Raw genomic sequence first — 21791 nt, 5'->3', positions numbered from 1 at the left:
CCGGCAGTGAGCCTGACCCTGCACCTCCCGGACAGCGAGGCCACCGTGGCCCTGGGCCGCGCCCTGGCGTCCATCCTGTCCCGAATGGACACTCCCCCGGCTTTGCTCTTGCAAGGCGACCTCGGATCGGGCAAAACCACGTTGGTCAGGGGTTTCGTGGAATCCCTGCCCGGCGCGGAATCGGCGGAGGTTTCGAGCCCGAGCTTCAACATCTGCAACCTGTATCCGACCACGCCCGGGGTGGCGCACTTCGACCTCTACCGGCTCGAAGGCATGGAGCCGGACGACGCCCTGTTCGATGCCTTCGAGGACCCGGACACGATCACCATCGTGGAGTGGATACAGTACCTTCCGAAGGAAATGTGGCCCGAAGACGCCCTTTTCCTGGAATGGACCCCGTCGGACACTGGACGAAGCCTGGTGTTGCATGCGATGGGAGGTGCGGCCCAGAGCGTCCTCGACGCCCTGCGCCCCAATGAAAACCGTTTTTAGAGAGCAGAATCGAAAAATGAACATCGTCGTACAAAAGTTCGGAGGCACGTCGGTCCGCAACCTGGAATGCCAACGCCAGGTCATGCAGAAGGTCCTGCGCCCCTACCGCGAGGGCAACAAGGTCATTGTGGTCCTCTCGGCCATGTCCGGTGAGACCAACCGGCTGCTGGAACTGGCCAACGAATGGTCGGACAACCCCGACCCGGCCGAAGCGGACGCCCTGGTCTCCACCGGGGAACAGATCTCCTGCGCCCTCTTCGCCATGCTCCTCAAGCAGCAGGGCGTCAAATGCCGCTCCGTGCTCGGCTTCCAGGCCCCGGTCAAAACCGACTGCTGCTACGGCAAGGCCCGCATCACCGACATCGACGAGGCCCGGCTCAAGGGCATGCTCCAGGAGTACGACATCCTGGTGGTGGCCGGTTTCCAGGGATGCGACGAGAACATGCGCATCACCACCCTGGGACGCGGCGGCTCCGACACCTCGGCCGTGGCCCTGGCAGCGGCCATCAAGGCCGACGTCTGCGAAATCTACACCGACGTTCCGGGCGTGTTCACCACGGACCCGAATCTCTGTACCGACGCGCGCAAGATCGACCGCATCTCCTATGACGAGATGCTCGAGATGGCCAGCATGGGAGCCAAGGTGCTCCAGATCCGCAGCGTCGAGTTCGCCAAGAAATACAATGTAACCGTTCATGTCCGCTCCACCTTTTCCGACGAGCCGGGCACCATAGTCACCCAGGAGGATGAGAACATGGAAGCCGTCATGGTTTCGGGCATCGCGTACGACAAGGATCAGGCCCGCATCACGCTGATACACGTCAAGGACACCCCCGGCGTGTCCGCCCAGATTTTCTCCCCCCTGGCCGAGAAGAAGATTCTCGTGGACATGATCGTCCAGAACCCGTCCAAGGACGGCCTCACGGACATGACCTTCACCGTGCCCCGCGCCGACGTGAAGGCGACCATCAACACCCTGGAAAAATTGAAGTATGAAATCGGCTACGAGGAGCTATCCAGCAACCTGAACGTCGCCAAGGTCTCGATTATCGGCGTCGGCATGCGTAACCATTCCGGTGTGGCCTCCAAGGCCTTCCGGGCGCTTGCCGATGAGAACGTGAACATCCTGATGATCAGCACCTCGGAGATCAAGATCACCTGCTTGATCGACGACAAGTACACCGAGCTGGCGGTACGCACACTCCATAAAGCCTTCAACTTGGAGGAAGGCAAACACATCGAGTAGCCGATGCAACAAATCACGATATACGACACGACGTTACGGGACGGAGCCCAGGCCGAAGAACTGAATCTGACCACCCAGGACAAGATCCGCATAGCCCAGAAGCTGGACGATCTGGGCATCCACTACATTGAGGGCGGCTGGCCCGGCTCCAACCCCACGGACAAGAAGTTTTTCGACAGGATTCGGTCCTACACCTTCAAGAACGCCAGGCTGGCCGCCTTCGGGTCCACGCACATGGCCAAGTACACCCCGGACAAGGACCCGAACCTGACCGGGCTGCTCAAGGCCGAGACCCCGGTGGTGACCATCTTCGGCAAGACCTGGGACATCCACGCCACCCTGGCCCTGGGCATCCCGCTCGAGCGCAACCTGGAGCTCATCGCCAACTCCGTGGCCTACCTCAAGGACCGGGTGGACGAGGTCATCTTCGACGCCGAGCACTTCTTCGACGGGTACAAGCGCAACCCCGAGTATGCCCTCAAGGCCCTGAATGCCGCCTTCGAGGCGGGCGCGGACCGGCTGGTCCTGTGCGACACCAACGGCGGCTCCATGACCCACGAGATCGGCGAGGCCGTCAAGGCCGTGCGCGAGAAGCTGCCCGAGGCCAGCCTCGGCATCCACGCCCACAACGACTCCGAGCTGGCCGTGGCCAACTCCCTGGAGGCGGTCCGCCTCGGCGCGGTCCAGGTCCAGGGGACCATCAACGGATACGGCGAGCGCTGCGGCAACGCCAACCTCTGCTCGGTCATCCCCAACCTGGAACTCAAGATGGGCTTTGACGTCATCGGCCGGGAAAGCCTGACCAAGCTCCTGCCCATCTCCCACTTCGTCAGCGAGATCGCGAACCTGCGGCCGTTCATGCGCCAGCCCTTCGTGGGCGCGTCCGCCTTTGCCCACAAGGGCGGCGTGCACGTCAGCGCCATCCTCAAGGACGCCCGCACCTACGAGCACATCCCGCCCGAAACCGTGGGCAACGAACGCCGCGTGCTCCTCTCGGACCAGGCGGGCAAGTCCAACATCCTGTTCAAGGCCCGCGAACTGGGCTACGAGCTGGCCAAGGACGACCCCACCGTGGATCGCCTGCTCAAGGAATTGAAGATCAAGGAGTCCATGGGCTACGAATACTCCGTGGCCGACGCCTCCTTCGAGCTCATGCTCCGCGAGGCCCTGGGCAAGCCCCTCGACTACTTCCACTTCCGCCACTTCTTCGTGGTGGACGCCAAGCGCGAGGAGGACGCCGAGCCCATGTCCGAGGCCACGGTCATCGTCAACGTCAAGGGCCAGCAGGAACACACCGCGGCCACCGGCCTGGGCCCGGTCAACGCCCTGGACCAGGCCCTGCGCAAGGGGCTCGAGCGGTTCTATCCCAGCCTCAAGGAGATCAAGCTCCTCGACTTCAAGGTCCGCGTCCTGTCCGGCGCGGTGCGCGACACCGGGGGCACCGCCTCCTTCGTCCGCGTCCTGGTCGAGACCGGCGACAAGACCGACCGCTGGACCACCATGGGCGTCTCCCACAACATCATCGAGGCCTCCTGGCAGGCCGTGGTCGACGCCATCAACTACAAGCTCTTCAAGGACGAAATGGCTGCGGCCGAATAGCCGAGCCTCCGGCGGCCGGGGGAAGGGGAGAGGGAAACCCTTTGGAAAAGGGTTCTCCCTCTCCCCTTCCCCCGGCCCCCCATCCCCCTCTCCCTTCCTAAACTTTTTATCGCCGCTTCGCGGGGTGCGAGAACAACGAAAAGCCCCCGGCTCAATAGTGAGCCGGGGGCTTTCTTTTCTTCTTCATATTCAGAGCGATTCGGGTGACGCAGCCACCCGACAGCGGCTCTCTCTTCCGCGCTCGCACTAGGCTTTCAAGAGTGGGTCAGCTGTGCATTTTTCTTCCGGGGGCTTTCACCGCAGCGTGCCACAGCTCTTAGGCCGAGCTTGCTCGGTCTTAGAGATGACGACAGCAGCGATAGCCGTCTACGTGAGGATGGAAGCCCCCGGAAAAAATGTGCGGATGGCCCGCTATCGGAAGCCGCCCCCGCTACATCGCAGCCGTCTTCTTGATCAACCGCAACAGCTGATTGGTAAAACCGGCCTCATTGTCGTACCAGGCAATGACCTTGACCTGGGTCCCGCCCATGACGCGGGTCAGGCCGCTGTCGACCACGCCGCCGAAGGTGGAGCCCATGAAGTCCACGGAGACCAGGGGTTCGTCGGTGTAGCCCATGGAGTCGTTGGCCGCCGCCTTGAGGGCCGCGTTGACCTCCTCCACCGTGGTCTCCTTCTTCAGCTCGCAGACCAGGTCCACCAGGGAGACGTTGGGGGTGGGCACGCGGATGGACATGCCGTCCAGCAGCCCGTTCAGCTCGGGAATGACCAGGCCGACGGCCTTGGCCGCGCCCGTGGTGGTCGGGACCATGTTCACGGCGCAGGCGCGGGCCCGGCGCATGTCCTTGTGCGAACCGTCCAGGATGCGCTGGCTCATGGTGTAGGAGTGCACCGTGGTCATGATGCCGTGTTTGATGCCGAAGGCGTCGTTGATGACCTTGGCCACCGGGGCCAGGCAGTTGGTCGTGCAGGAGGCGTTGGAAATGATCTTGTGCTCGGGCTTGAGTTCTTCGTCGTTGACGCCGATGACCACGGTCACGTCGGCGTTCTTGCCGGGCGCGGAGATGATCACCTTCTTGGCCCCGCAGGCCAGGTGCTTCTCGCAGCTCTCGCGGTCGGTGAACTTGCCGGTGGACTCGACCACGATGTCGCAGCCCAGTTCGCCCCAGGTCCATTCGCCGGGCGCATTGCGCGTCACCTTGACCGGCTTGCCGGCCATGACGAAGCCGTCCTCGGTGGGCTGCACGTCCGGGAACCGGCCGTGCACGGAGTCGTATTTCAGCAGGTGGGCCAGGTCCTCGTTGGAGGCGCGCGCGTTGACGGCCACCAGTTCCAGGTCGCTCTCCGTGGCCAGCAGCCGGGCCAGATACCGGCCGATGCGTCCAAATCCGTTCAAACCTATCTTCGTCGCCATGACGAATCCTCCTGTGGGTAAGCGATTATCTCTCTGAATAGGGCGTTATCGGGCAATAACCATACTGTGCCGACGGTTTTACGTCAACGGGGTTCACGAAATCGAGTCCTTCAACACGGTCAGGGTCTCGCGGTCCGTGAAATCGAAATGCAGCGGAGTCAGGGTGATGTGCCCGGCCGTAAGCAGCGCGCGGTCCCGGTCCGGGCTGATGCGGCCCGGCGGGATGGCCCCGCTGAGCCAGTAGTACGGCCTGCCGCGCGGGTCCTGGCGGGTGTCGTAGACGTCGTCGTAGGACGCCCTGGTGTGCGGGCAGAGGACCATCTCTTTCGCCTCCCCAATGGGGCAGTTGGGGAAATTGAGGTTGAGCACGCGCTTGCGCGGCAGCCTGTCCCAGGGGATTCTGAGCAGCAGTTCCGCGCAGAAGCGGGCCTGACCGCTCAGGTCCTCGGGGTTGAAGTTGTCCATGGACACGGCCATGGACGGAATCTCCATGAGCGCCCCCTCGGTGGCGGCGGACACCGTGCCGGAATAGAGGATGTCCACGCCCACGTTGGCCCCCGCGTTGATACCGGACAGGACCAGGTCGGGCTTCCGGTCGAGCAGCGTGGACAGGCCGAGCTTGACGCAGTCCACGGGGGTGCCGTAGACCCCCTGGCCCACGAAGCCGTTCTCCCGGAACTGCTTGACCCGGATGGGCAGGGCCAGGGTCACGGCGTGCCCCACGGCGGACTGCTCCGTGACCGGGGCGACCACGTGGACCTCGTGTCCGGCCTCCTTCAGGGCGAAATACAGGGCGCGCAGGCCGATGGCCTGGATGCCGTCGTCATTGGCGAGCAGAATGTTCATCGCGTCTCCGCCTGCAAGCTAGGATTTGACAATACGTATGAAATCAGGTTCATAACCCTGAGCGGGCCGCGCAACTTCCGCGCCGGTCCGTTTCCCGTGCATACGTATACGATACGTGTATGGGCGGGGTACCTCAACATCAATCCAATGGCAAGATCAGTGGGCAAAAAGTCGCAATATATCCAGTCTCTGTCACCGGGCCAGGCCGTGGACGACCTCTTTCTCCTGGCCGGGGCCAACCAGGCCCAGTCCAAGAACGGCCCCTACTGGAACCTCACCTTCCAGGACGCCACCGGGACCATCGACGGCAAGATATGGAGTCCGAAGAGCCTGGAATACCCCGTTCTCGAACCGGGCTGCCCGGTCCGGGTGCGCGGCTTCGTGGAGAGCTACCGCGACAGGAACCAGCTCAAGGTCGATCAGATGGACGTGTTCGAAGGCTTCGCCCCCGGCACGGACCTGTCCGACTTCCTGCCCGCCTCCGCCACCCCGCCCGAGGTGCTGATGGAGGCGCTGGAGGACCTGGTCACCGAGCACATGCGCCACAAGCCGTGGAAGACCTTATGCCGCAAGGTGTTGTGCAACGAGGAGATCCGCGCCCGGCTGCTGACCGCGCCCGGCGCCAAGACCGTGCACCACGCCTACGTGGGCGGCCTGCTCGAACACACCCTGGGCGTGGCCCGGGCGTGCATGGCCCTGTGCGACGTCTACCCCGACCTGGACCGCCAGACCCTGCTGGCCGGGGCCATCTTCCACGACCTGGGCAAGGCCTGGGAGCTGTCCGGCGGCCTGGCCAACGACTACACCGACGAGGGGCGGCTGTTCGGCCACATCCAGCTCGGCATGGAGAAGCTGGAGCCGTTCCTGGCCCGCTGCCCCCGCCTGGAGGAAGGCCTCAAGCTGCACCTCAAGCACCTCATCACCAGCCACCACGGCGAGCACGAGTTCGGCTCCCCGGTGCGGCCCAAGACCCCCGAGGCCTTTGTCCTGCACTTCGCGGACAACATGGACGCCAAGCTGAACATCATCGACCAGGCCTACGCCGACATGGACAAGACCGGCGCGACCTGGTCGCCCTACATGCGCTTCCTGGAGCGCAACGTGTTCCGGCCCGAGCCGACCCCGGACAACGCCAAAAAGCAGAACGCGAAAGCGGAGAATCAATGTTTATTACCTTTGAAGGCATAGAGGGTACCGGCAAATCCACGCAGATCGGCCGCGTCCGGGACTACTTCGAGGCCCGCGGCCGGGAGGTCCTCCTGACGCTCGAGCCGGGCGGCAGCCGCATCGGCGTCGAGCTGCGCAAGATGCTCCTGCACGTAGACAACCGGGAGATCACGCCCATCACGGAGCTCTTCCTCTACCTGGCGGACCGCGCCCAGCACGTGGGTCAGGTCATCCGCCCCGCCCTGGCCGCGGGCAAGGTGGTCCTGTGCGACCGGTTCGCCGACTCGACCATCGTCTACCAGGGCTACGGGCGCGGCCTGGACACCTCCATGCTCCGGGAGCTCAACGAGGTGGCCGTCAACGGCCTGTGGCCGGACCTGACCATCGTCCTGGACATCGACCCGGAGATCGGCCTGAAGCGGGCCACCCTGCGCAACATCGAGGACGGCAAGGCCAAGGAGGAAGGCCGGTTCGAGGCCGAGCACCTGTCCTTCCACAAGCGCATCCGCGAGGGCTACCTGACCTGGGCGGCCCTCAACCACAGGCGCATGAGCGTGGTCGATGCCGCCGGGACCCCGGACCAGGTCTTCGACCAGATCAGGGCGGTCATCGAGGCGTGCGGGGACGGCGCGGCCTGATCCCCTTCCCGGTCTCTTTTTGCACAATAGTTCCTGGAAAACTCCGGGTATTGTGTTATGGTGCAACCAGAACAGCGGTTGTTCCCCTTTCACCAACCCAAGAACCGGAACCGCATGTCGGCTGAATTCCTGCACAAGAAGATCGGGCCCCTGCCCCTTTCCGCCCTGGCGGACACGACCAAAACCCTGCTCCTCCTGGCCGCCGTCGTCTGGCTGCTCATCCTGGGCTCCCAGCGGCTGGGCTACAACTGGCAGTGGTACCGCATCCCGCAATACCTCTGGACGGTCACGGACCAGGGCTTCACCTGGGGGCCGCTCATGGAGGGGCTGGGAGTGACCTTCCGGATCACGGGCGTCAGCATGGTCCTCATGCTGGTCATCGGCCTGACCACGGCCCTGATGCGCATGTCCGCCTCCTGGGCGGCCCGGGGCGTGGCCAGGGCGTACATGGAGCTGATCCGCAACACCCCCCTGCTCATCCAGATATTCTTCATCTATTTCGTCGTCGCGCCCATCCTGGACATCTCGGCCTTCCGCTCGGCGGTCATCGCGCTGAGCCTGTTCGAGGGGGCCTACGCCTCGGAGATATTCCGGGCGGGCATCACCTCCATCGACAAGGGCCAGTGGGAGGCCGCCAAGAGCCTGGGCATGGGGCCGTACGCCATGTACCGGCACATCATCCTGCCCCAGGCCGTGCGGCGCGTGCTGCCGCCCCTGACCAGCCAGGCCGTGTCCCTGGTCAAGGACTCGGCCCTGGTCTCGACCATCGCCATCCTGGACCTGACCCAGCGCGGACGCATGATCGACGCGGAAACATTTTTGACGTTTGAGATATGGTTCACCGTCGCCGCCATCTACCTCGCGGTCACCCTGGCCCTGTCCGGGGTGGTCCGGCTGCTGGAGCGACGGTTCAACGGCCTCAGGGCCTGACCCCAAAAGGAGCTCGTCATATGACCATTTGGAGAGCTGCGAAGATCGACGGCGAGATCATAATCGCCATTCTCGGCGTGTCTCACGTCACGTTTGCCCAGGAATCCTGTAAATAACCCTTTGACCCGGCGCCTGACACGCCGACCAAGGAGAACCCCATGAAATTCCGCATCCTGGCCACCGCCACACTTTTCCTCCTGCTCGCATCCGCCTTCGGGTGCAGCCAGGAACCCATCCAGCCAAAATCGGACAAGACCGCACCGGCGGCGACCGCCGAGGCCCCGGCAACCGGCAGCCAGCTCGACGTCATCCTCAAACGCGGCACCATCCGCGTCGGTTTCGACACCTTCAAGCCCTGGGCCATGAAGGACAAAAACGGCGACTACATCGGCTTCGAGATCGAGGTGGCCCGGCAGCTGGCCAAGGACATGGGCGTCAAGGTCGAGTTCGTGCCCACCAAGTGGTCCGGCATCATCCCGGCGCTCCTGACCGGCAAGTTCGACATCATCATCGGCGGCATGTCCGTCACGCCCCAGCGCAACCTCAAGGTCAACTTCTCCCTGCCCTACGAGTATTCGGGCATGTCCATCGTGGCCAGCAGGAAGCTCGCCGAGGGCCGCGCCTCCATCGAGGACTTCAACAACCCCGGCACGACCATCGCCGTGCGGCTCGGCACCACCGCGGCCGAGGCGGCCAAGAACTTCCTGCCCCAGGCCAAGATCCTGTTCTTCGACGAGGAGTCCCAGACCATCCAGGAGCTGCTCAACGAGCGCGTCCACGCCGTGGTCGCCTCCAACCCGCTGCCCCTGACCCTGTCCAAGGAGTACGCGGACCAGCTCTTCCTGCCCCTCAAGGACGACTTCACCCGCGAGCCCATCGCCTTTGCCGTGAAGAAGGGCGACCTGGACTTCCTGAACTGGCTGAACAACTGGGTCCGCGTGACCATGAGCAAGGGCTGGCTGCAAAACCGTTACGAATACTGGTTCTTCACCAACAACTGGGAAAGCCAGATTCAGTAGCCGGACCGATCCATTGCCGTTGCCCGAGAAAAAGCGCCTGAGGATCACCCTGCCGGACGCCGTCATCCTGGCGGCCCTGGCAGGGGTCTTCGGCTATATCCTGTTCAAGGCCGCCACCGGCCTCAACTACCACTGGAAGTGGGAGGTCCTCCCGCAGTTCCTGGTGCGCTTCGACGAGCGGACCGGCTCGTGGGCGCCGGGCCTGCTGACCCAGGGGCTGTTCACCACCATCCGGCTGTCCGTGTGGTCCGGCCTGCTAGCCATGGTCCTCGGCGTGGTCGTGGGCCTGTTCCGGGTCAGCCCGAGCCTGTTCAAGCGCCAGGTGGGCGCGGTCTACGTGGGGCTCATCCGCAACACCCCTCCGCTGGTGCTCATCTTCGTCTTCTACTTCTTCATCGGCGACCAGATCATGAGCCTGCTCGGCGTGGAGCGCTTGATCTACGCCCTGTCCGACGGGGCGCGCGAGGCCCTGAGCTGGTTCTTCGGGCCCATGAACCGATTCCCCCGGTTCCTGTCCGCGCTGATCACCCTGGCCCTGTTCGAGGCGGCCTATATCGCGGAGATAGTCCGCGCGGGCATCGAGTCCGTGGAGCCCGGCCAGTGGGAGGCGGCCGCCGGGACCGGCCTGACCCGCACCCAGTCCCTGGTCCACGTCATTCTGCCCCAGGCCCTGCAACGGATGTTGCCAGCCCTGGCCGGACAGTTTATATCAATAATCAAGGACTCGGCCATCGTCTCGGTCATCTCCATCGAAGAGCTGACCTTCCAGGCCCAGCAACTCATGACCACCACGTACCGGAGCTTCGAAATCTGGACCCTGGTCCTGGTCATGTATTTCGTGCTCACGTTCCTCTGCTCCCTGCTGGTCCGCAGACTGGAACTGAGACTGAGCAGGTGATGCGACATGTTCAAGTCATTGAAGAAAATGTTTGGAAAAAACCCTGACGGAATGCCCGCAACCGACGCACCCGCCAAACAGTTCGACATGGAGGCGTTTCACATGAACGACATCAAGGTCTATGCCCTCTCCACCTGCATCCATTGCAGAAATGCCAAAAAATACCTCGACGAGTGCGGCGTGAAGTACGAATGCGTCCACGTGGATCAGCTGACCGGCGACGAGCGCAAGCAGATCGTCAACGAGGTCAAGGAATACAACCCGGCGGTCTCCTTCCCGACCATCGTCATCAAGGACAAGGTCATCGTCGGCTTCCACAAGGACCAGATCGACGCGGCCCTCAAGGAGGACTAGTCCATGGACGCGAAGCAGCTCTACGAATCGCTGAAGAAGATCCAGGAGCCCAAGGGCTACCACTTCAACGCGGACATGGACATGACCATGCCCCTGCTGGAGAGCCTGCTGACCAACAAGGAGCGTTTCGGCTACATGGCCTGCCCCTGCCGGCTGGCCAACGGCGAATACGAGGCGGACAAGGACATCATCTGCCCCTGCACCTACCGCGAGGACGACGTCAGGGAGTACGGAGCCTGCTTCTGCGCCCTCTACGTCAGCAAGGGATACAACGACGGCACCATCGAGAAACAGGTGGTCCCGGAACGCCGCCCGCCCGAGAAGATTCTCTTCTAGCTCCGCTTCAGGAAAAAGGAAGGCCCGCTTGATGCGGGCCTTTTTCGTTATTTCGAGGCGGTTTTCAACTCCGCCATGTTGGGGAGCAACTCCGTGCCCTCCTTCTCTTTCTCCTTCACTTCCTTGGAGCACTTTTCAAGAAAGACATAGCGGTAGGCGGACGTCGGGTGCGTGGTGGCGTGGCCGATGGCGTAGGGATTGTCGGCCCCCATGCGCCGCCAGAAATTCGGCGCTCCGGTGGAGTCGAACCCGGCCCGCTCCATAAAATACACGCCCATGTAGTCCGCCTCCTGCTCGAACTCCTGGCTGTACATCATCCCGGCGGCATTGGCGAAGTTGTTGGTGTAGACGCCCGTGACCCCGGCAAGCAGGCCGTCCAGCACCGCACCGATGATGCGGTTGCCCGTCTTCTTGGTGATGTGGCCCATCACGTTGTGGCCCATCTCATGCCCCACCACCAACGCCAGCTCATCGTCGCTTTCGATGTAATCCATCATGCCCTTGGTCACGACCACGGAATCCCCGTCCGCGTAGGCATTGACCACGGTGTCGTCGGACATGAGGACGGCGTAGTCGCACCGTTCGGCCGGGATGGCGCTGAGCGCCATGGGAGCCCCGTCGCGCTCGATCCAGAAGGACACGGTTTCGCCCGTATCCAGCTGTTCCTGAAGCTGGCCGGCGAACTTCACGTAGGCCTTGTCCCCGGTCTCCACCTTCCGCCCGTTGATCATCAGGACGACGTCTCCGGGCTGGAACCCGGCATCCGCCGCCGGGGTATGGGCGAAAACACGGGTAACCTTGATGCGTTCGTCCAGGCCCAGGGCATCCTTGTACGCCTGCCGCCACTCCTCGGGCACGTTGTCGATGGAGTTGGTGTCCATGCCCAGGTAGTAGGTCACCCGATCGCCGCACAGAACGGTCCCGTGCTCCAGCACGGGCAGGGAGACTTCGCTGAGCCGCCAGAATTTCCGCATGTGGCTCTCGACGGCCATCCGCTTCTGGATGGAGGCCTCCCTGGCCGCCAGCTCGGGATCGACATCGGGCCGCGCCGTTACCGGAGCGCAACCGGCAAACAGGGAAAGGAGAAGGGACAGAAGAAGAAAAACAACGGGCAGGCGAATCATGAAAGTGTACCTTCCTGCAACATTAAGATGCATAAAGGTACACTTTCATCAACCCTATATCAAGAGGCAAAATCCTCCTGCGCCGCTTTCGACGCCCTTGGCTACCGTTGCGACAGCGCCAACGCCCGATCCAGGTCGTCGATGATGTCGTCGGCGTCCTCCAACCCCACGGAGATGCGCACCAGGTCCAGGGGGACGCCGGCGGCGGCCTGCTCTTCGGGGGTGGACTGGCCGTGGGTGGTGGACGCCGGGTGGATGACCAGGGTCTTGGCGTCGAGGATGTTGGCCAGGTGGGAGCAGAGCTCCACGGACTCGATGAACTTGCGGCCCGCCTCGAGCCCGCCCCTGACCCCAAAGCCGAAGACCGCGCCCGGTCCCAGGGGGAAGGTGTTCTTGGCCCGGTCGAAGTCGGGGTGGCTCGGCAGGCCCGCGTAGTTGACCCACTCCACCGCATAGTGCCCTTCCAGGAACTCGGCCACCTTGCGGGCGTTCTCGCAGTGCTGGCGGGCGCGCAGGGGCAGGGTCTCCATGCCCTGGAGGATCAGAAAGCTGTTCTGCGGGGCGATGGTCGCGCCCGTGTCGCGCAGCATGCCGATGCGCACCTTGGTGGTGAACACGGGGCACGGCGCGCCCGACGGGCCGCCCAGGGCCTCCCACAGGTTCATGCCGTGGTAGGTCGGGTCCGGCGCGGTCAGCTCCGGATACCGGCCCCCGGCCGCCCAGTCGAAGTCGCCCTTCTCCACGATGGCCCCGCCCATGGCCGTGCCGTGGCCGCCCACGATCTTGGTCAGGGAGTAGACCGCGATGTCGCAGCCGAAATCGAAGGGATTGAAGATGGGCGGCGGGGCCACGGTGGCGTCGAGGATAAACGGCACCCCGTGATCGTGGGCCGCCTTGGCGATGCCGAGCAGGTCGTCCACGTTGCAGCGCGGATTGCCGATGGCCTCGGAATAGACCAGCCGGGTGTTCTCGTCGATGGCCGCCGCAAAGTTGGCCGGGTCGCTCGAATCCACGAAGCGGGCCTCGATGCCGAACCGCTTCAGGGTGTGCTCGAACAGGGTCTGGGTCCCGCCGTACAGGTTGGAGCCGGTGACGATGTTCTGCCCGGCGGAGGCGATGGTCGCCACCGCGTAGAAGATGGCGGCCATGCCGCTGGCCGTGGCGATGGCCCCGGCCCCGCCGTGCAGGGCGGCCAGCCGCTTTTCGAGCACGTCCGTGGTCGGGTTGTTCAGCCGGGTGTAGATGTAGCCCGGCTCCTTGAGGGCGAACAGGTTGGTCGCATGCTCGGTGTCGCGGAACAGGTAGGCGGTGGTCTGATATATGGGCACGGCGCGGGAGCCGGTGGGGTCCGGGGTATGTCCCGCGTGCAGGGCGATTGTCTGGGGTCCGTAATGCTTGTCGTTCATGGTCTTGCTCCTTGGTCCGGGCGAAAAACGCGCCCGCTCGACCAGTAAAATGCGCCTTCGCCCCCGCCTTGGCAAGGGTCCGACGCATTGCGATTCCTTATCGGCGGCATCACCTGAGCCGGGAACGGTCCCCGGCCGCCAACGGCTGGAACGGGACTTGCTCCAAATGGTGGACGGGAACGATTTTCCGACGCGGCCCCGGACGGTCGCGGTCAAACGGCCCACATTTCGCTAACATAGGGGTCAGCGAAAGATCCCCGCCCCGGAAACGTCAGAGCAGAGCAGACCGGGGCGGGGATCACCCGTTACAATCCCGCCGCCTCGATCCAGGCCGCGAACGCCGCCTGGGCACGCTGTCCGTAGGCTTCCTTGCGGAACTTCTTTTTGATCCGGCCCTCGAGCCCCGGCATGAGCCCGAAATTGACGTTGGACGGCTGGAACTGCTTGTCCGGTTTGGTCCGCAGGTGGTTCATGAGCGCGCCCAGGGCGGTCTCCACCGGCGGATCGATCACGGCCTCGCCGCGCAGCCGCCGTCCCAGGGACAGGCCGAGCCACAGCCCGCAGGCCGCCGACTCCAGGTACCCCTCCACCCCGGTGATCTGCCCGGCCAGATACGTGCCCGGCCGGTTTTTCAGTTGCAGGGTCTCGTCCAGGACCTCGGGGGCGTTGACGTAGGTGTTGCGATGGATGGACCCGAGGCGCAGAAACTCGGCGTTCTCCAGGCCGGGGATCATGCGGAAGATGCGCTTCTGTTCCGGATACTTGAGCTTGGTCTGGAAGCCCACCAGGTTGAAGGCGGTCTTGTCCGCGTTCTCGGTGCGCAGCTGGACGATGGCGAACGGCCGCTCCCCGGTGCGCGGGTCCGTGAAGCCCACGGGCTTGAGCGGGCCGAAGGCCAGCGTCATCTCCCCGCGCTCGGCCATGGCCTCCACGGGCAGGCAGGCCTCGAAGTGGACCTCCTTCTCGAACTCGCGCGGCTTGACCTTCTCCCCTTCGAGCAGGGCGGCCACAAAGGCCTTGTACTCGGCCTCGCTCATGGGGCAGTTCAGGTAGTCGTCGTCCTCGGGTTTCCAGCGGGAGCCCCAGAACGCCTTGTCGAAATCCACGGAGTCGCGGGACACGATGGGCGCGATGGCGTCGTAGAAATAGAGCCGCGCGTCGCCCACCGCGGCCATGAGGCTCTCGGTCAGGTCCGGACTGGCCAGGGGACCGGCGGCGATGACCACCGCGTCGGCGCCCGCAAGCGCCTCGTCGTCCAGGGAGGCGATCTCCCGGCGGACCACGGTGATGGCCTCGTGCCCCTCGATCTTCTCCGTGATGTAGTCGGAGAACAGGTTGCGGTCCACGGCCAGGGCCCCGCCCGCCGGGACGCGCGTGGCGAAGGCCGCCTCCATGACCAGGCTGCCCAGCCGCTCCATCTCCTCCTTGAGCAGCCCGATGGCCGCGGCCGGGCCCGTGGCCCGGAAGGAGTTGGAGCAGACCAGTTCGGCCAGGCCGTCCTCGGTGTGCGCCTCGCTGCGCTTTTCCGGCTTCATCTCGAAGAGGGTCACCGAGACCCCGGCCTCGGCCAGTTGCCAGGCGCAGTCGCACCCGGCCAGGCCGCCGCCCACGATCACCACATGTGCCATTTGCCCTCCCCGCCGTCGTTTACGTCCGCCGCAATATGCCGTATAGAAGGCCTACGGCGAACCCGTGGAATTCCTTATGACAAAACCACTGCTGGACATACACAGGCTGACCACCTGCTTTTCCTCGGCCCAGGGCATTGCCAAGGCGGTGGATAACGTCAGCCTTTCCTTTATGCAAGGAGAAACCCTGGCCATCGTGGGCGAGTCCGGCTGCGGCAAGACCGTGCTGGCCCTGTCCATCCTCGGGCTCATACCCGATCCGCCGGGCCGCGTCACGGACGGGTCCATCCTGTACCGGGACAAGGACCTCCTGGACATGTCCGAGAGCGAGCTGATGCACATCCGGGGCAACGCCATCTCCATGATCTTTCAGGAGCCCATGACCGCGCTCAACCCGGTCTTCCGCATCGACGACCAGATCGCCGAACCCCTGCGCCTGCACCAGGGGTTCGGCAAGCGCGAGGCCCTGGAAAAGGCCGTGGACGCCCTGAACCTGGTGGGCATCCCCAACCCGGCCAAGATCGCCCGGTCCTTTCCCCACGAGCTGTCCGGCGGCATGCGCCAGCGGGTCATGATCGCCATGGCCCTGGCCTGCAACCCGGACATCCTCATCGCGGACGAGCCGACCACGGCCCTCGATGTGACCATCCAGGCCCAGATCCTGGACCTCATGGACGAACTCAGGGAACGCATGAACGGCTCCCTCATGCTCATCACCCACGACCTCGGCGTGGTCGCCCGCATGGCCCTGCGCGTGGCCGTCATGTACTCGGGCAAGATCGTCGAGCTGGCCGGGGTCAACGACCTCTACGCCGAGCCGCTGCACCCGTACACCCAAGGGCTGCTGGCCTCCATGCCCTCCCTGGGCGAGACCCGGCCCCTGAGCCCCATCCCCGGCATCGTGCCGTCCATCTTCGACCTGCCCCAGGGGTGCCGCTTCCATCCGCGCTGCCCCAAGGCGTACCAGAAGTGCTCGCTCATGCTCCCCCCGCTGTTCGAACCCGAGCCGGGCCGCACGGTCCGCTGCTGGCTCTACGAGGACTAGGCCATGGCCCTGCTCGAACTGATCGACGTGACCAAGCACTACAAGGTCTCCGGCGGCCTGCTCGGCCTGACCACGGGCACGGTGCGCGCCGTGGACGGCGTGACCCTGAGCGTGGAGCGCGGCCACACCCTCGGGCTGGTGGGCGAGTCCGGGTGCGGCAAGTCCACCCTGGCCAAGTGCATCATGGGGCTGACGCCCGTGACCTCGGGCGAGGTCATCTTCGGCAACCGGTCCATATCGGCCTGGGACGAGAAGAAGCTGCGCTCCAAGATCCAGATGATCTTCCAGGACCCCTATTCCTCCCTGAACCCGCGCCAGAAGATCGGCTCCATCATCCGCGAGGGGCTGGACATCCACGGCATCGGCACCAGGGAGGAGCGCCGCGAAAAGGTCGCCGAACTGCTCAAACTGGTCGGCCTGCGGCCCGAGCACGGCGACCGCTATCCCCACGAATTTTCCGGCGGCCAGCGCCAGCGCGTGGCCGTGGCCCGGTGCCTGGCCCTGGACCCCAGGCTGGTGGTCTGCGACGAGCCGGTGTCCGCCCTGGACGTCTCGGTCCGGGCCCAGGTCCTCGGCCTGCTCAAGGAACTCCAGGAGCGCATGGGCCTGACCTACGTGTTCATCTCCCACGACCTGTCCGTGGTCAGCCACATCTGCGACCGGGTGGCGGTCATGTACCTCGGCCGGATCATGGAGATCGGCGAAAGCCGGACCCTGTTCGCCGACCCGAAACACCCGTACACCAAGGCCCTGCTGTCCGCCGTGCTCCGGCCCGACCCCATGGACCGGCCCGAGCGCATCGCCCTGACCGGCGACCTGCCGAGCCCCATGAACCCGCCCGCTGGCTGCCCCTTCCACCCCCGTTGCCCCGAGGCCTTCGACAAGTGCCGGAACGGCCGCCCCGAGCTCATGGAGCAGCCCGACGGCACGCGCACGGCCTGCTGGCTCTACGGCGGGCAATAAACTGTACCGGCCCGCCCGGCGTCCAACTGTATCTGGACCGGACAGCCCGGTTGCGGCATGATGCCGCCCGAACCCGAACATCAAGGAGCGTACATGATAACCCGAGAAGAAGCCTTCACCCTGCTCAAGGAACACAACAGCGAGGCCAGCCTGATCAACCACGCCCTGGAGTCCGAGGCGGTCCTGCGCGGCCTGGCCCGTAGGCTCGGCAAGGACGAGGAGCTGTGGGGCGTCACCGGCCTGCTCCACGACCTGGACTACGCCGTGACCAAGGAGGAGCACGCCCGGCACGGCCTGGACACCGTGAAGCTGCTCGAAGGCAGACTGCCCGACGAGGCCCTGAACGCCATCCGCCGCCACGCCGCCGAGATGAACGGGGCCGAGGCCCCGGAGACCGATTTCGACTTCGCCCTGCGCTGCGGCGAGACCGTCACCGGCATGGTCCACGCCGGCGCTCTGGTCCGGCCGACCAAGATCGACGGCATGCAGCCCAAAAGCCTCAAGAAGAAAATGAAGGACAAGGCGTTCGCCGCCAGCGTCAACCGCGACTGCATCCGCGAGTGCGACAGAATCGGCCTGGAGCTCGGCGAATTCCTCCAGATCGCCATCGACTCCATCACGGCCATCGCCCCGGAGGTCGGACTGGCCGCCGACTAGCCCCGGTTGCACGGCCACGGGTTTTGTATTACTCCTGTGCAGCGGTCCGGACGTCGGACCGAAGTCCCCGTAATGTCTTTCGAACAGGAGCCTGCGTGGCCTCACTGACCGAGCCGTTCGCCTCGGGCGATTCCCTTCTGCACCGCATGGACCCGCGCATCCGGCTCCTGGCCGCGCTGGTCCTGACCGTGCCCGTGGCCGTGCTACCCGCGTCCCGGCCCGCCTGGCTGGCCCTGGCCGCCGGGCTCGTCCTGGTGAAGATGGCCCGGCTGAACATGCTGCACGTGCTGCACCGCCTCCTGGTGGTCAACCTGTTCATCCTCTTTCTCTGGCTCTTCCTGCCCTTCACCGTGCCCGGCGAGCCGATCTTCGACCTCGGCCCGCTCATCGCCACGGCCCAGGGCGTAGACCGCGCCCTGCTCATCACGGTCAAATCCAACGCCATCGTGGTCAGCCTCATGGCCCTGCTCGGGACCATCTCCGTCCAGAACCTGGGCCCGGCCCTGCAACAGCTCGGCGTGCCCGACAAGCTCTGCCACATCCTGCTCTTCACCCACCGCTACGTCTTCTCCATATACCAGGAGTACACGACCATGCGCCAGGCCATGCGGGCGCGCGGATTCAAGCCGCGCACGGACACCCACACCTACCGGACCTTCGCCTGGCTGGTGGGCATGCTCCTGGTCAAAAGCTGGGACCGCGCCGAGCGGGTCCACGGGGCCATGCTCTGCCGGGGCTTCCGGGGCCGCTTCTACAGCCTGACCGCCTTCGAGACCCGGCCCGGCGACTACCTGTTTCTCACGGCCTGCGCCGCGCTGAGCGCCGGGCTGATCTACATGGGCTTCATCCAGGGGAGACTGTCGTGAGCCACGCCATCATCGAACTGAAGGACATCACCTACGCCTTCCCGGGCCGCGACGAGACCCTCAAGGGGCTGACCTTCCACCTCCACCCCGGCGAGAAGCTCGGCCTGTTCGGGCCCAACGGCGCGGGCAAGTCCACCATGCTGCACATCCTCATGGGGCTGCTCACCCCGGACCGGGGCGAGGTCCGGCTGTTCGGCGTGCCCATGACCGACGGCAAGGGGTTCGAGGCCGCCCGGCTCAAGATCGGCTTTCTGTTCCAGCACTCGGACGACCAGCTCTTCTGCCCCACGGTCCTGGACGACGTGGCCTTCGGCCCGCTCAACCAGGGGCTCGGCCGCGACGAGGCCGCCGAGCGCGCCCGCGAGGCCCTTGCCGCCGTGGGCCTGGCCGGATTCGAGGACCGCGTGCCGCACCGCCTGTCGGGCGGCGAAAAGAAACTGGTCGCCCTGGCCACCATCCTGTCCATGCGCCCCGAGGTCCTGGTCCTGGACGAGCCCACCACCGGACTCTCGCCCGAGGCCAAGGACCGACTGGTGGACATCCTCAAGGGGCTGGACATGGCCCGCCTGGTGGTCTCCCACGACCCGGACTTCCTGGCCGCCACCACCGGCCATCTGCTGGCCATGCGCGACGGCCGCATCCGGGCGGGCGAGCTCAAGCCGCACACCCACGTCCACGTGCACGAGGAAGGGGACGTCCCGCACCAGCACTGATCCCCGTCTCCGGTCCCGCCCCGACCCCGTCGGCCAAAGAGCCTGTCCGAACCGTCCCGGCCCCCGCCGGACGCGACGAATTTGCCCACCGCCCCTTGGCAATGCGAAATAAAACCCTATTATGAAGCAGCGGCCCGCCACGCAGGCGGACCCCAAACGAAATCCCGCTCATGCCGAACAACGATCTGACCGCGCAGATGTCGCATTCCCCCACCCGGACCATCTGGAGGCTGGCCTGGCCCCAGCTGATAATGACCATGTTCCACGTGCTCATCGGCATGACGGACGTGTGGGTGGCGGGCTACATATCCCGCGAGGTCCAGGCCTCGCTCGGCATCATCACCCAGTCCCTGTTCTTCCTGCTGGTGGTGGCCATGGCCGTGGCCAACGGCGCGGTGGCGGCCATCAGCCAGTCCATCGGGGCCGGGCTCGAAAAACGGGCCAGGCGCTACGTCGGGCTGTGCCTCATCCTGGCGGCGATGCTCGGCGCGGCCTTCCTGTTCCTGGGGCTGCCGCTCAAGAACCTGCTCCTGTCCGCCCTCCAGGTCCCGGAGTCCATGCGCCCGGTGACCCAGTATTTCCTGACCGTGTTCCTGCTCCTGCTGCCGCCCTACTACATGCTGCTCATCACCAACGCCATCTTCCGGGCGCGCAAGCAGGTCTTCTACCCGCTCTACTGCATGATCATCGTCACCTCCATGAACATCGTGCTCGACCTGGGCCTGGGATTGGGCTGGTTCGGCATGCCGGAGATCGGCTACAAGGGACTGGCCTGGGCCACCTTCGGCTCGGTCACCTGCGGCGCGCTCTTCAACCTGGCCGTCCTGGGCAGGCAGGGCCAGCTCTGCCCGGCCTGCTTCGCGCCCTGGCGCTGGATGAAGCGGGCCACGCCCTATTTGTTCAAGGTGGCCTGGCCCTCGGGGCTCATGCAGGTCGTCTGGCAGTCCGGCTACCTGGTGCTCTACGCCATCACCGCGAGCCTGCCCGGCGGCGCGGTCAACGCCCTGGCCGGCATGTCCATCGGCCTGCGCATCGAGTCCCTGCTGTTCATGCCCGCCATGGCCTTCAACATGACCGCGAGCATCCTCATCGGCCACTACCTCGGGGCGCGCCAGCCCCTGGAGGCCAAGCGGTTCGGTTTCCGCATCCTGGCCCTGGGGCTAGTCTCCATCTCCCTCTTCGCCCTGGTGGTCTGGCAGTTCATCAACCCGTGGGTGAACCTGCTGACCCGCGACGCGGCCGTGGCCGCCCAGGCGGTCAGCTACCTCAAGTGGAACATGCTGGCCATCCCCTTCACCCTGACCAGCATGATCGTGGCCGGGGCCTTCAACGGGGCCGGGGCCACCCTGTACAACATGCTCATCATGGGCGGGGCCACCTGGGGCCTCCGGCTGCCCCTGGCCTACCTCCTGGGGCACGAGATCATGAACGGGGCCGAGGGCATCTGGATCGCCATGTTCTGTTCGCAGGTCATCCAGTCGTCCACCCTGGTCTATTTCTTCCATTTCAAGAACTGGCAGCGTTTCGCCATGATCCGGCATCGAAACGGCCAAAACAGATAAGGATTGTCCATGACCCTCGAGTTCGAACCCATTTCTCTGGACCGGCAGGACGAATACCACGAGGCCCTGACCGGCTGTCCGCAACTCCTGACCAGCGACTTCTCCTTCGCCAACATCTTCGGCTGGGCCGACCACTACGGCCTGGAATGGGCCTTCCACAAAGGGTTGTGCTTCATCCGCCAGACCCTGCCCGAGCCGGTCTGCTGGGCGCCCGTGGGCCCGTGGGAGGACTACGACTGGGCGGGCTGCCGGGGCATGACCGAAGGCAAGCACTTCGTCCGCGTGCCCGAGGCCCTGACCCGGCTGTGGTCCATCGCCTACGGCAACAAAATGACCATCACCGAGAGCCGCGAGCACTGGGACTACGTCTACTCGGTGGAGGAGCTCATCGCCCTCAAGGGCAAGGCCTTCCACAACAAGAAGAACCTGCTCAACCAGTTCAAGAAGAGCTACCTGTACACCTACGAGTCCATGGCCCCCGAGTGCGTGGAGGAGGTCTTCGAGATGCAGGACGAGTGGTACAAGTGGTACGAGGAGAACAACCCCTCGGAGGCGCTCAAGGCCGAGAACCACGCCATCACCCGCGTGCTCCAGCACTTCGACCAGATCAAGGGGCTGATGGGCGCGACCATCCGGGTGGAGGGCAAGGTCATCGCCTACACCGTGGCCGAGCCGTTGTGCGAGGACTCCCTGGTCATCCATTTCGAGAAAGGCGACATCCGCTACAAGGGCGTGTACCAGGCCATCAACCAGATGTTCCTGGAGAACGACGGCGCGGAGTACACCAACGTCAACCGTGAGCAGGATCTCGGCGACGAGGGGCTGCGCAAGGCGAAGATGTCCTACAACCCCACTTTCTTCCTCAAGAAATTCGAGGCGGAACTGATCTAG

At 64.9% G+C, this 21791-nt stretch carries 22 protein-coding genes; 17 read left to right on the top strand and 5 right to left on the bottom strand.

Annotated features, from left to right (window positions below; genetic code table 11):
* Positions 1-6 precede the first annotated feature (6 nt).
* The 3 genes from tsaE to cimA are packed head-to-tail and all read left to right on the top strand — an operon-like array spanning position 7 to position 3337.
* Positions 7-492, top strand: a complete 486-nt coding sequence (gene tsaE, locus DND132_RS01815; RefSeq protein WP_014320999.1) for a tRNA (adenosine(37)-N6)-threonylcarbamoyltransferase complex ATPase subunit type 1 TsaE — start codon at positions 7-9, stop codon at positions 490-492.
* A gap of 16 nt (positions 493-508) precedes the next feature.
* On the top strand, positions 509-1738 hold the full coding sequence (locus DND132_RS01810; protein ID WP_014320998.1) for an aspartate kinase: 1230 nt from the start codon (positions 509-511) through the stop codon (positions 1736-1738).
* Positions 1739-1741: 3 nt separating this feature from the next.
* On the top strand, positions 1742-3337 hold the full coding sequence (gene cimA, locus DND132_RS01805) for a citramalate synthase (RefSeq protein ID WP_014320997.1): 1596 nt from the start codon (positions 1742-1744) through the stop codon (positions 3335-3337).
* A 430-nt stretch (positions 3338-3767) separates the two neighbouring features.
* Here cimA and gap read toward each other — a convergent pair whose 3' ends face one another.
* Positions 3768-4748 carry a type I glyceraldehyde-3-phosphate dehydrogenase gene (gene gap / locus DND132_RS01800; protein ID WP_014320996.1) on the bottom strand — a complete coding sequence of 327 codons (981 nt, stop codon included), beginning with the start codon at positions 4746-4748 and terminating at the stop codon, positions 3768-3770.
* A 93-nt stretch (positions 4749-4841) separates the two neighbouring features.
* Positions 4842-5594, bottom strand: coding sequence for a 5'/3'-nucleotidase SurE (surE, locus tag DND132_RS01795; RefSeq protein WP_014320995.1), 753 nt, complete (start codon positions 5592-5594; stop codon positions 4842-4844).
* 147 nt (positions 5595-5741) lie between these two features.
* Between surE and DND132_RS01790 the strand changes: the two genes are divergently transcribed.
* From DND132_RS01790 to DND132_RS01760, 7 genes are all read left to right on the top strand, one after another.
* Complete coding sequence (locus DND132_RS01790) at positions 5742-6782, top strand: 3'-5' exoribonuclease YhaM family protein (protein WP_014320994.1); 1041 nt, start codon at positions 5742-5744, stop codon at positions 6780-6782.
* Positions 6758-7399, top strand: coding sequence for a dTMP kinase (tmk, locus tag DND132_RS01785; protein ID WP_014320993.1), 642 nt, complete (start codon positions 6758-6760; stop codon positions 7397-7399). Before DND132_RS01790 ends, tmk begins: the two co-directional genes overlap by 25 nt.
* Before the next feature lie 114 nt (positions 7400-7513).
* Positions 7514-8329, top strand: a complete 816-nt coding sequence (locus tag DND132_RS01780) for an amino acid ABC transporter permease (protein ID WP_014320992.1) — start codon at positions 7514-7516, stop codon at positions 8327-8329.
* Between the two features lie 158 nt (positions 8330-8487).
* Positions 8488-9348 (top strand): transporter substrate-binding domain-containing protein, encoded by an 861-nt coding sequence (locus DND132_RS01775; protein ID WP_014320990.1) that lies wholly within the window; start codon positions 8488-8490, stop codon positions 9346-9348.
* Positions 9349-9361: 13 nt separating this feature from the next.
* Positions 9362-10246 carry an amino acid ABC transporter permease gene (locus DND132_RS01770; protein ID WP_014320989.1) on the top strand — a complete coding sequence of 295 codons (885 nt, stop codon included), beginning with the start codon at positions 9362-9364 and terminating at the stop codon, positions 10244-10246.
* A gap of 102 nt (positions 10247-10348) precedes the next feature.
* Entirely contained in the window at positions 10349-10600 is a 252-nt protein-coding gene (locus DND132_RS01765) for a glutaredoxin family protein (protein ID WP_041915664.1), read from the top strand.
* Between the two features lie 3 nt (positions 10601-10603).
* On the top strand, positions 10604-10936 hold the full coding sequence (locus tag DND132_RS01760; RefSeq protein ID WP_014320987.1) for a ferredoxin-thioredoxin reductase catalytic domain-containing protein: 333 nt from the start codon (positions 10604-10606) through the stop codon (positions 10934-10936).
* A 47-nt stretch (positions 10937-10983) separates the two neighbouring features.
* Here the strand turns inward: DND132_RS01760 and DND132_RS01755 are convergent, their stop codons facing one another.
* The 3 genes from DND132_RS01755 to trmFO all read right to left on the bottom strand — a co-directional run bounded on the left by DND132_RS01755 (position 10984) and on the right by trmFO (position 15094).
* A complete protein-coding gene (locus DND132_RS01755) occupies positions 10984-12060 on the bottom strand; it encodes a M48 family metallopeptidase (protein WP_014320986.1) in 1077 nt (358 codons plus the stop codon).
* A 101-nt stretch (positions 12061-12161) separates the two neighbouring features.
* Entirely contained in the window at positions 12162-13466 is a 1305-nt protein-coding gene (locus DND132_RS01750; protein WP_014320985.1) for an O-acetylhomoserine aminocarboxypropyltransferase/cysteine synthase family protein, read from the bottom strand.
* Positions 13467-13771: 305 nt separating this feature from the next.
* On the bottom strand, positions 13772-15094 hold the full coding sequence (gene trmFO, locus DND132_RS01745; RefSeq protein ID WP_014320984.1) for a methylenetetrahydrofolate--tRNA-(uracil(54)-C(5))-methyltransferase (FADH(2)-oxidizing) TrmFO: 1323 nt from the start codon (positions 15092-15094) through the stop codon (positions 13772-13774).
* Between the two features lie 76 nt (positions 15095-15170).
* On the opposite strand from trmFO, the gene DND132_RS01740 reads away from it, so the two are divergent.
* The 7 genes from DND132_RS01740 to DND132_RS01710 all read left to right on the top strand — a co-directional run bounded on the left by DND132_RS01740 (position 15171) and on the right by DND132_RS01710 (position 21791).
* Entirely contained in the window at positions 15171-16139 is a 969-nt protein-coding gene (locus DND132_RS01740; protein WP_014320983.1) for an ABC transporter ATP-binding protein, read from the top strand.
* A 3-nt stretch (positions 16140-16142) separates the two neighbouring features.
* The gene (locus DND132_RS01735; RefSeq protein ID WP_014320982.1) at positions 16143-17102 is read left to right on the top strand and encodes an ABC transporter ATP-binding protein; all 960 of its coding nucleotides are present in this window, start codon (positions 16143-16145) and stop codon (positions 17100-17102) included.
* A gap of 93 nt (positions 17103-17195) precedes the next feature.
* Complete coding sequence (locus tag DND132_RS01730) at positions 17196-17759, top strand: HD domain-containing protein (protein ID WP_014320981.1); 564 nt, start codon at positions 17196-17198, stop codon at positions 17757-17759.
* A 95-nt stretch (positions 17760-17854) separates the two neighbouring features.
* Complete coding sequence (gene cbiQ, locus DND132_RS01725; RefSeq protein WP_014320980.1) at positions 17855-18625, top strand: cobalt ECF transporter T component CbiQ; 771 nt, start codon at positions 17855-17857, stop codon at positions 18623-18625.
* The gene (locus DND132_RS01720) at positions 18622-19338 is read left to right on the top strand and encodes an energy-coupling factor ABC transporter ATP-binding protein (protein WP_014320979.1); all 717 of its coding nucleotides are present in this window, start codon (positions 18622-18624) and stop codon (positions 19336-19338) included. The genes cbiQ and DND132_RS01720 overlap by 4 nt, the downstream gene beginning before the upstream one ends.
* Before the next feature lie 170 nt (positions 19339-19508).
* Positions 19509-20900, top strand: coding sequence for an MATE family efflux transporter (locus DND132_RS01715; RefSeq protein WP_014320978.1), 1392 nt, complete (start codon positions 19509-19511; stop codon positions 20898-20900).
* A gap of 9 nt (positions 20901-20909) precedes the next feature.
* Positions 20910-21791: a DUF2156 domain-containing protein gene (locus DND132_RS01710; protein ID WP_014320977.1), complete on the top strand. Its 882-nt coding sequence runs from the start codon at positions 20910-20912 to the stop codon at positions 21789-21791.

This window comes from Pseudodesulfovibrio mercurii (assembly GCF_000189295.2).
In the GTDB taxonomy this organism is placed as follows: domain Bacteria; phylum Desulfobacterota; class Desulfovibrionia; order Desulfovibrionales; family Desulfovibrionaceae; genus Pseudodesulfovibrio; species Pseudodesulfovibrio mercurii.
This window is presented reverse-complemented; position numbering and strand designations above follow the sequence as displayed.

Excerpts from the sequence above, each read along its gene's own strand:
- DND132_RS01810 (WP_014320998.1), top strand. The coding sequence starts at position 509 with ATGAACATCGTCGTACAAAAGTTCGGAGGCACGTCGGTCCGCAACCTG.
- cimA (WP_014320997.1), top strand. The coding sequence starts at position 1,742 with ATGCAACAAATCACGATATACGACACGACGTTACGGGACGGAGCCCAG.
- gap (WP_014320996.1), bottom strand. The coding sequence starts at position 4,748 with ATGGCGACGAAGATAGGTTTGAACGGATTTGGACGCATCGGCCGGTAT.
- surE (WP_014320995.1), bottom strand. The coding sequence starts at position 5,594 with ATGAACATTCTGCTCGCCAATGACGACGGCATCCAGGCCATCGGCCTG.
- DND132_RS01790 (WP_014320994.1), top strand. The coding sequence starts at position 5,742 with ATGGCAAGATCAGTGGGCAAAAAGTCGCAATATATCCAGTCTCTGTCA.
- tmk (WP_014320993.1), top strand. The coding sequence starts at position 6,758 with ATGTTTATTACCTTTGAAGGCATAGAGGGTACCGGCAAATCCACGCAG.
- DND132_RS01780 (WP_014320992.1), top strand. The coding sequence starts at position 7,514 with ATGTCGGCTGAATTCCTGCACAAGAAGATCGGGCCCCTGCCCCTTTCC.
- DND132_RS01775 (WP_014320990.1), top strand. The coding sequence starts at position 8,488 with ATGAAATTCCGCATCCTGGCCACCGCCACACTTTTCCTCCTGCTCGCA.
- DND132_RS01765 (WP_041915664.1), top strand. The coding sequence starts at position 10,349 with ATGAACGACATCAAGGTCTATGCCCTCTCCACCTGCATCCATTGCAGA.
- DND132_RS01760 (WP_014320987.1), top strand. The coding sequence starts at position 10,604 with ATGGACGCGAAGCAGCTCTACGAATCGCTGAAGAAGATCCAGGAGCCC.
- DND132_RS01755 (WP_014320986.1), bottom strand. The coding sequence starts at position 12,060 with ATGATTCGCCTGCCCGTTGTTTTTCTTCTTCTGTCCCTTCTCCTTTCC.
- DND132_RS01750 (WP_014320985.1), bottom strand. The coding sequence starts at position 13,466 with ATGAACGACAAGCATTACGGACCCCAGACAATCGCCCTGCACGCGGGA.
- trmFO (WP_014320984.1), bottom strand. The coding sequence starts at position 15,094 with ATGGCACATGTGGTGATCGTGGGCGGCGGCCTGGCCGGGTGCGACTGC.
- DND132_RS01740 (WP_014320983.1), top strand. The coding sequence starts at position 15,171 with ATGACAAAACCACTGCTGGACATACACAGGCTGACCACCTGCTTTTCC.
- DND132_RS01735 (WP_014320982.1), top strand. The coding sequence starts at position 16,143 with ATGGCCCTGCTCGAACTGATCGACGTGACCAAGCACTACAAGGTCTCC.
- DND132_RS01730 (WP_014320981.1), top strand. The coding sequence starts at position 17,196 with ATGATAACCCGAGAAGAAGCCTTCACCCTGCTCAAGGAACACAACAGC.
- DND132_RS01715 (WP_014320978.1), top strand. The coding sequence starts at position 19,509 with ATGCCGAACAACGATCTGACCGCGCAGATGTCGCATTCCCCCACCCGG.
- DND132_RS01710 (WP_014320977.1), top strand. The coding sequence starts at position 20,910 with ATGACCCTCGAGTTCGAACCCATTTCTCTGGACCGGCAGGACGAATAC.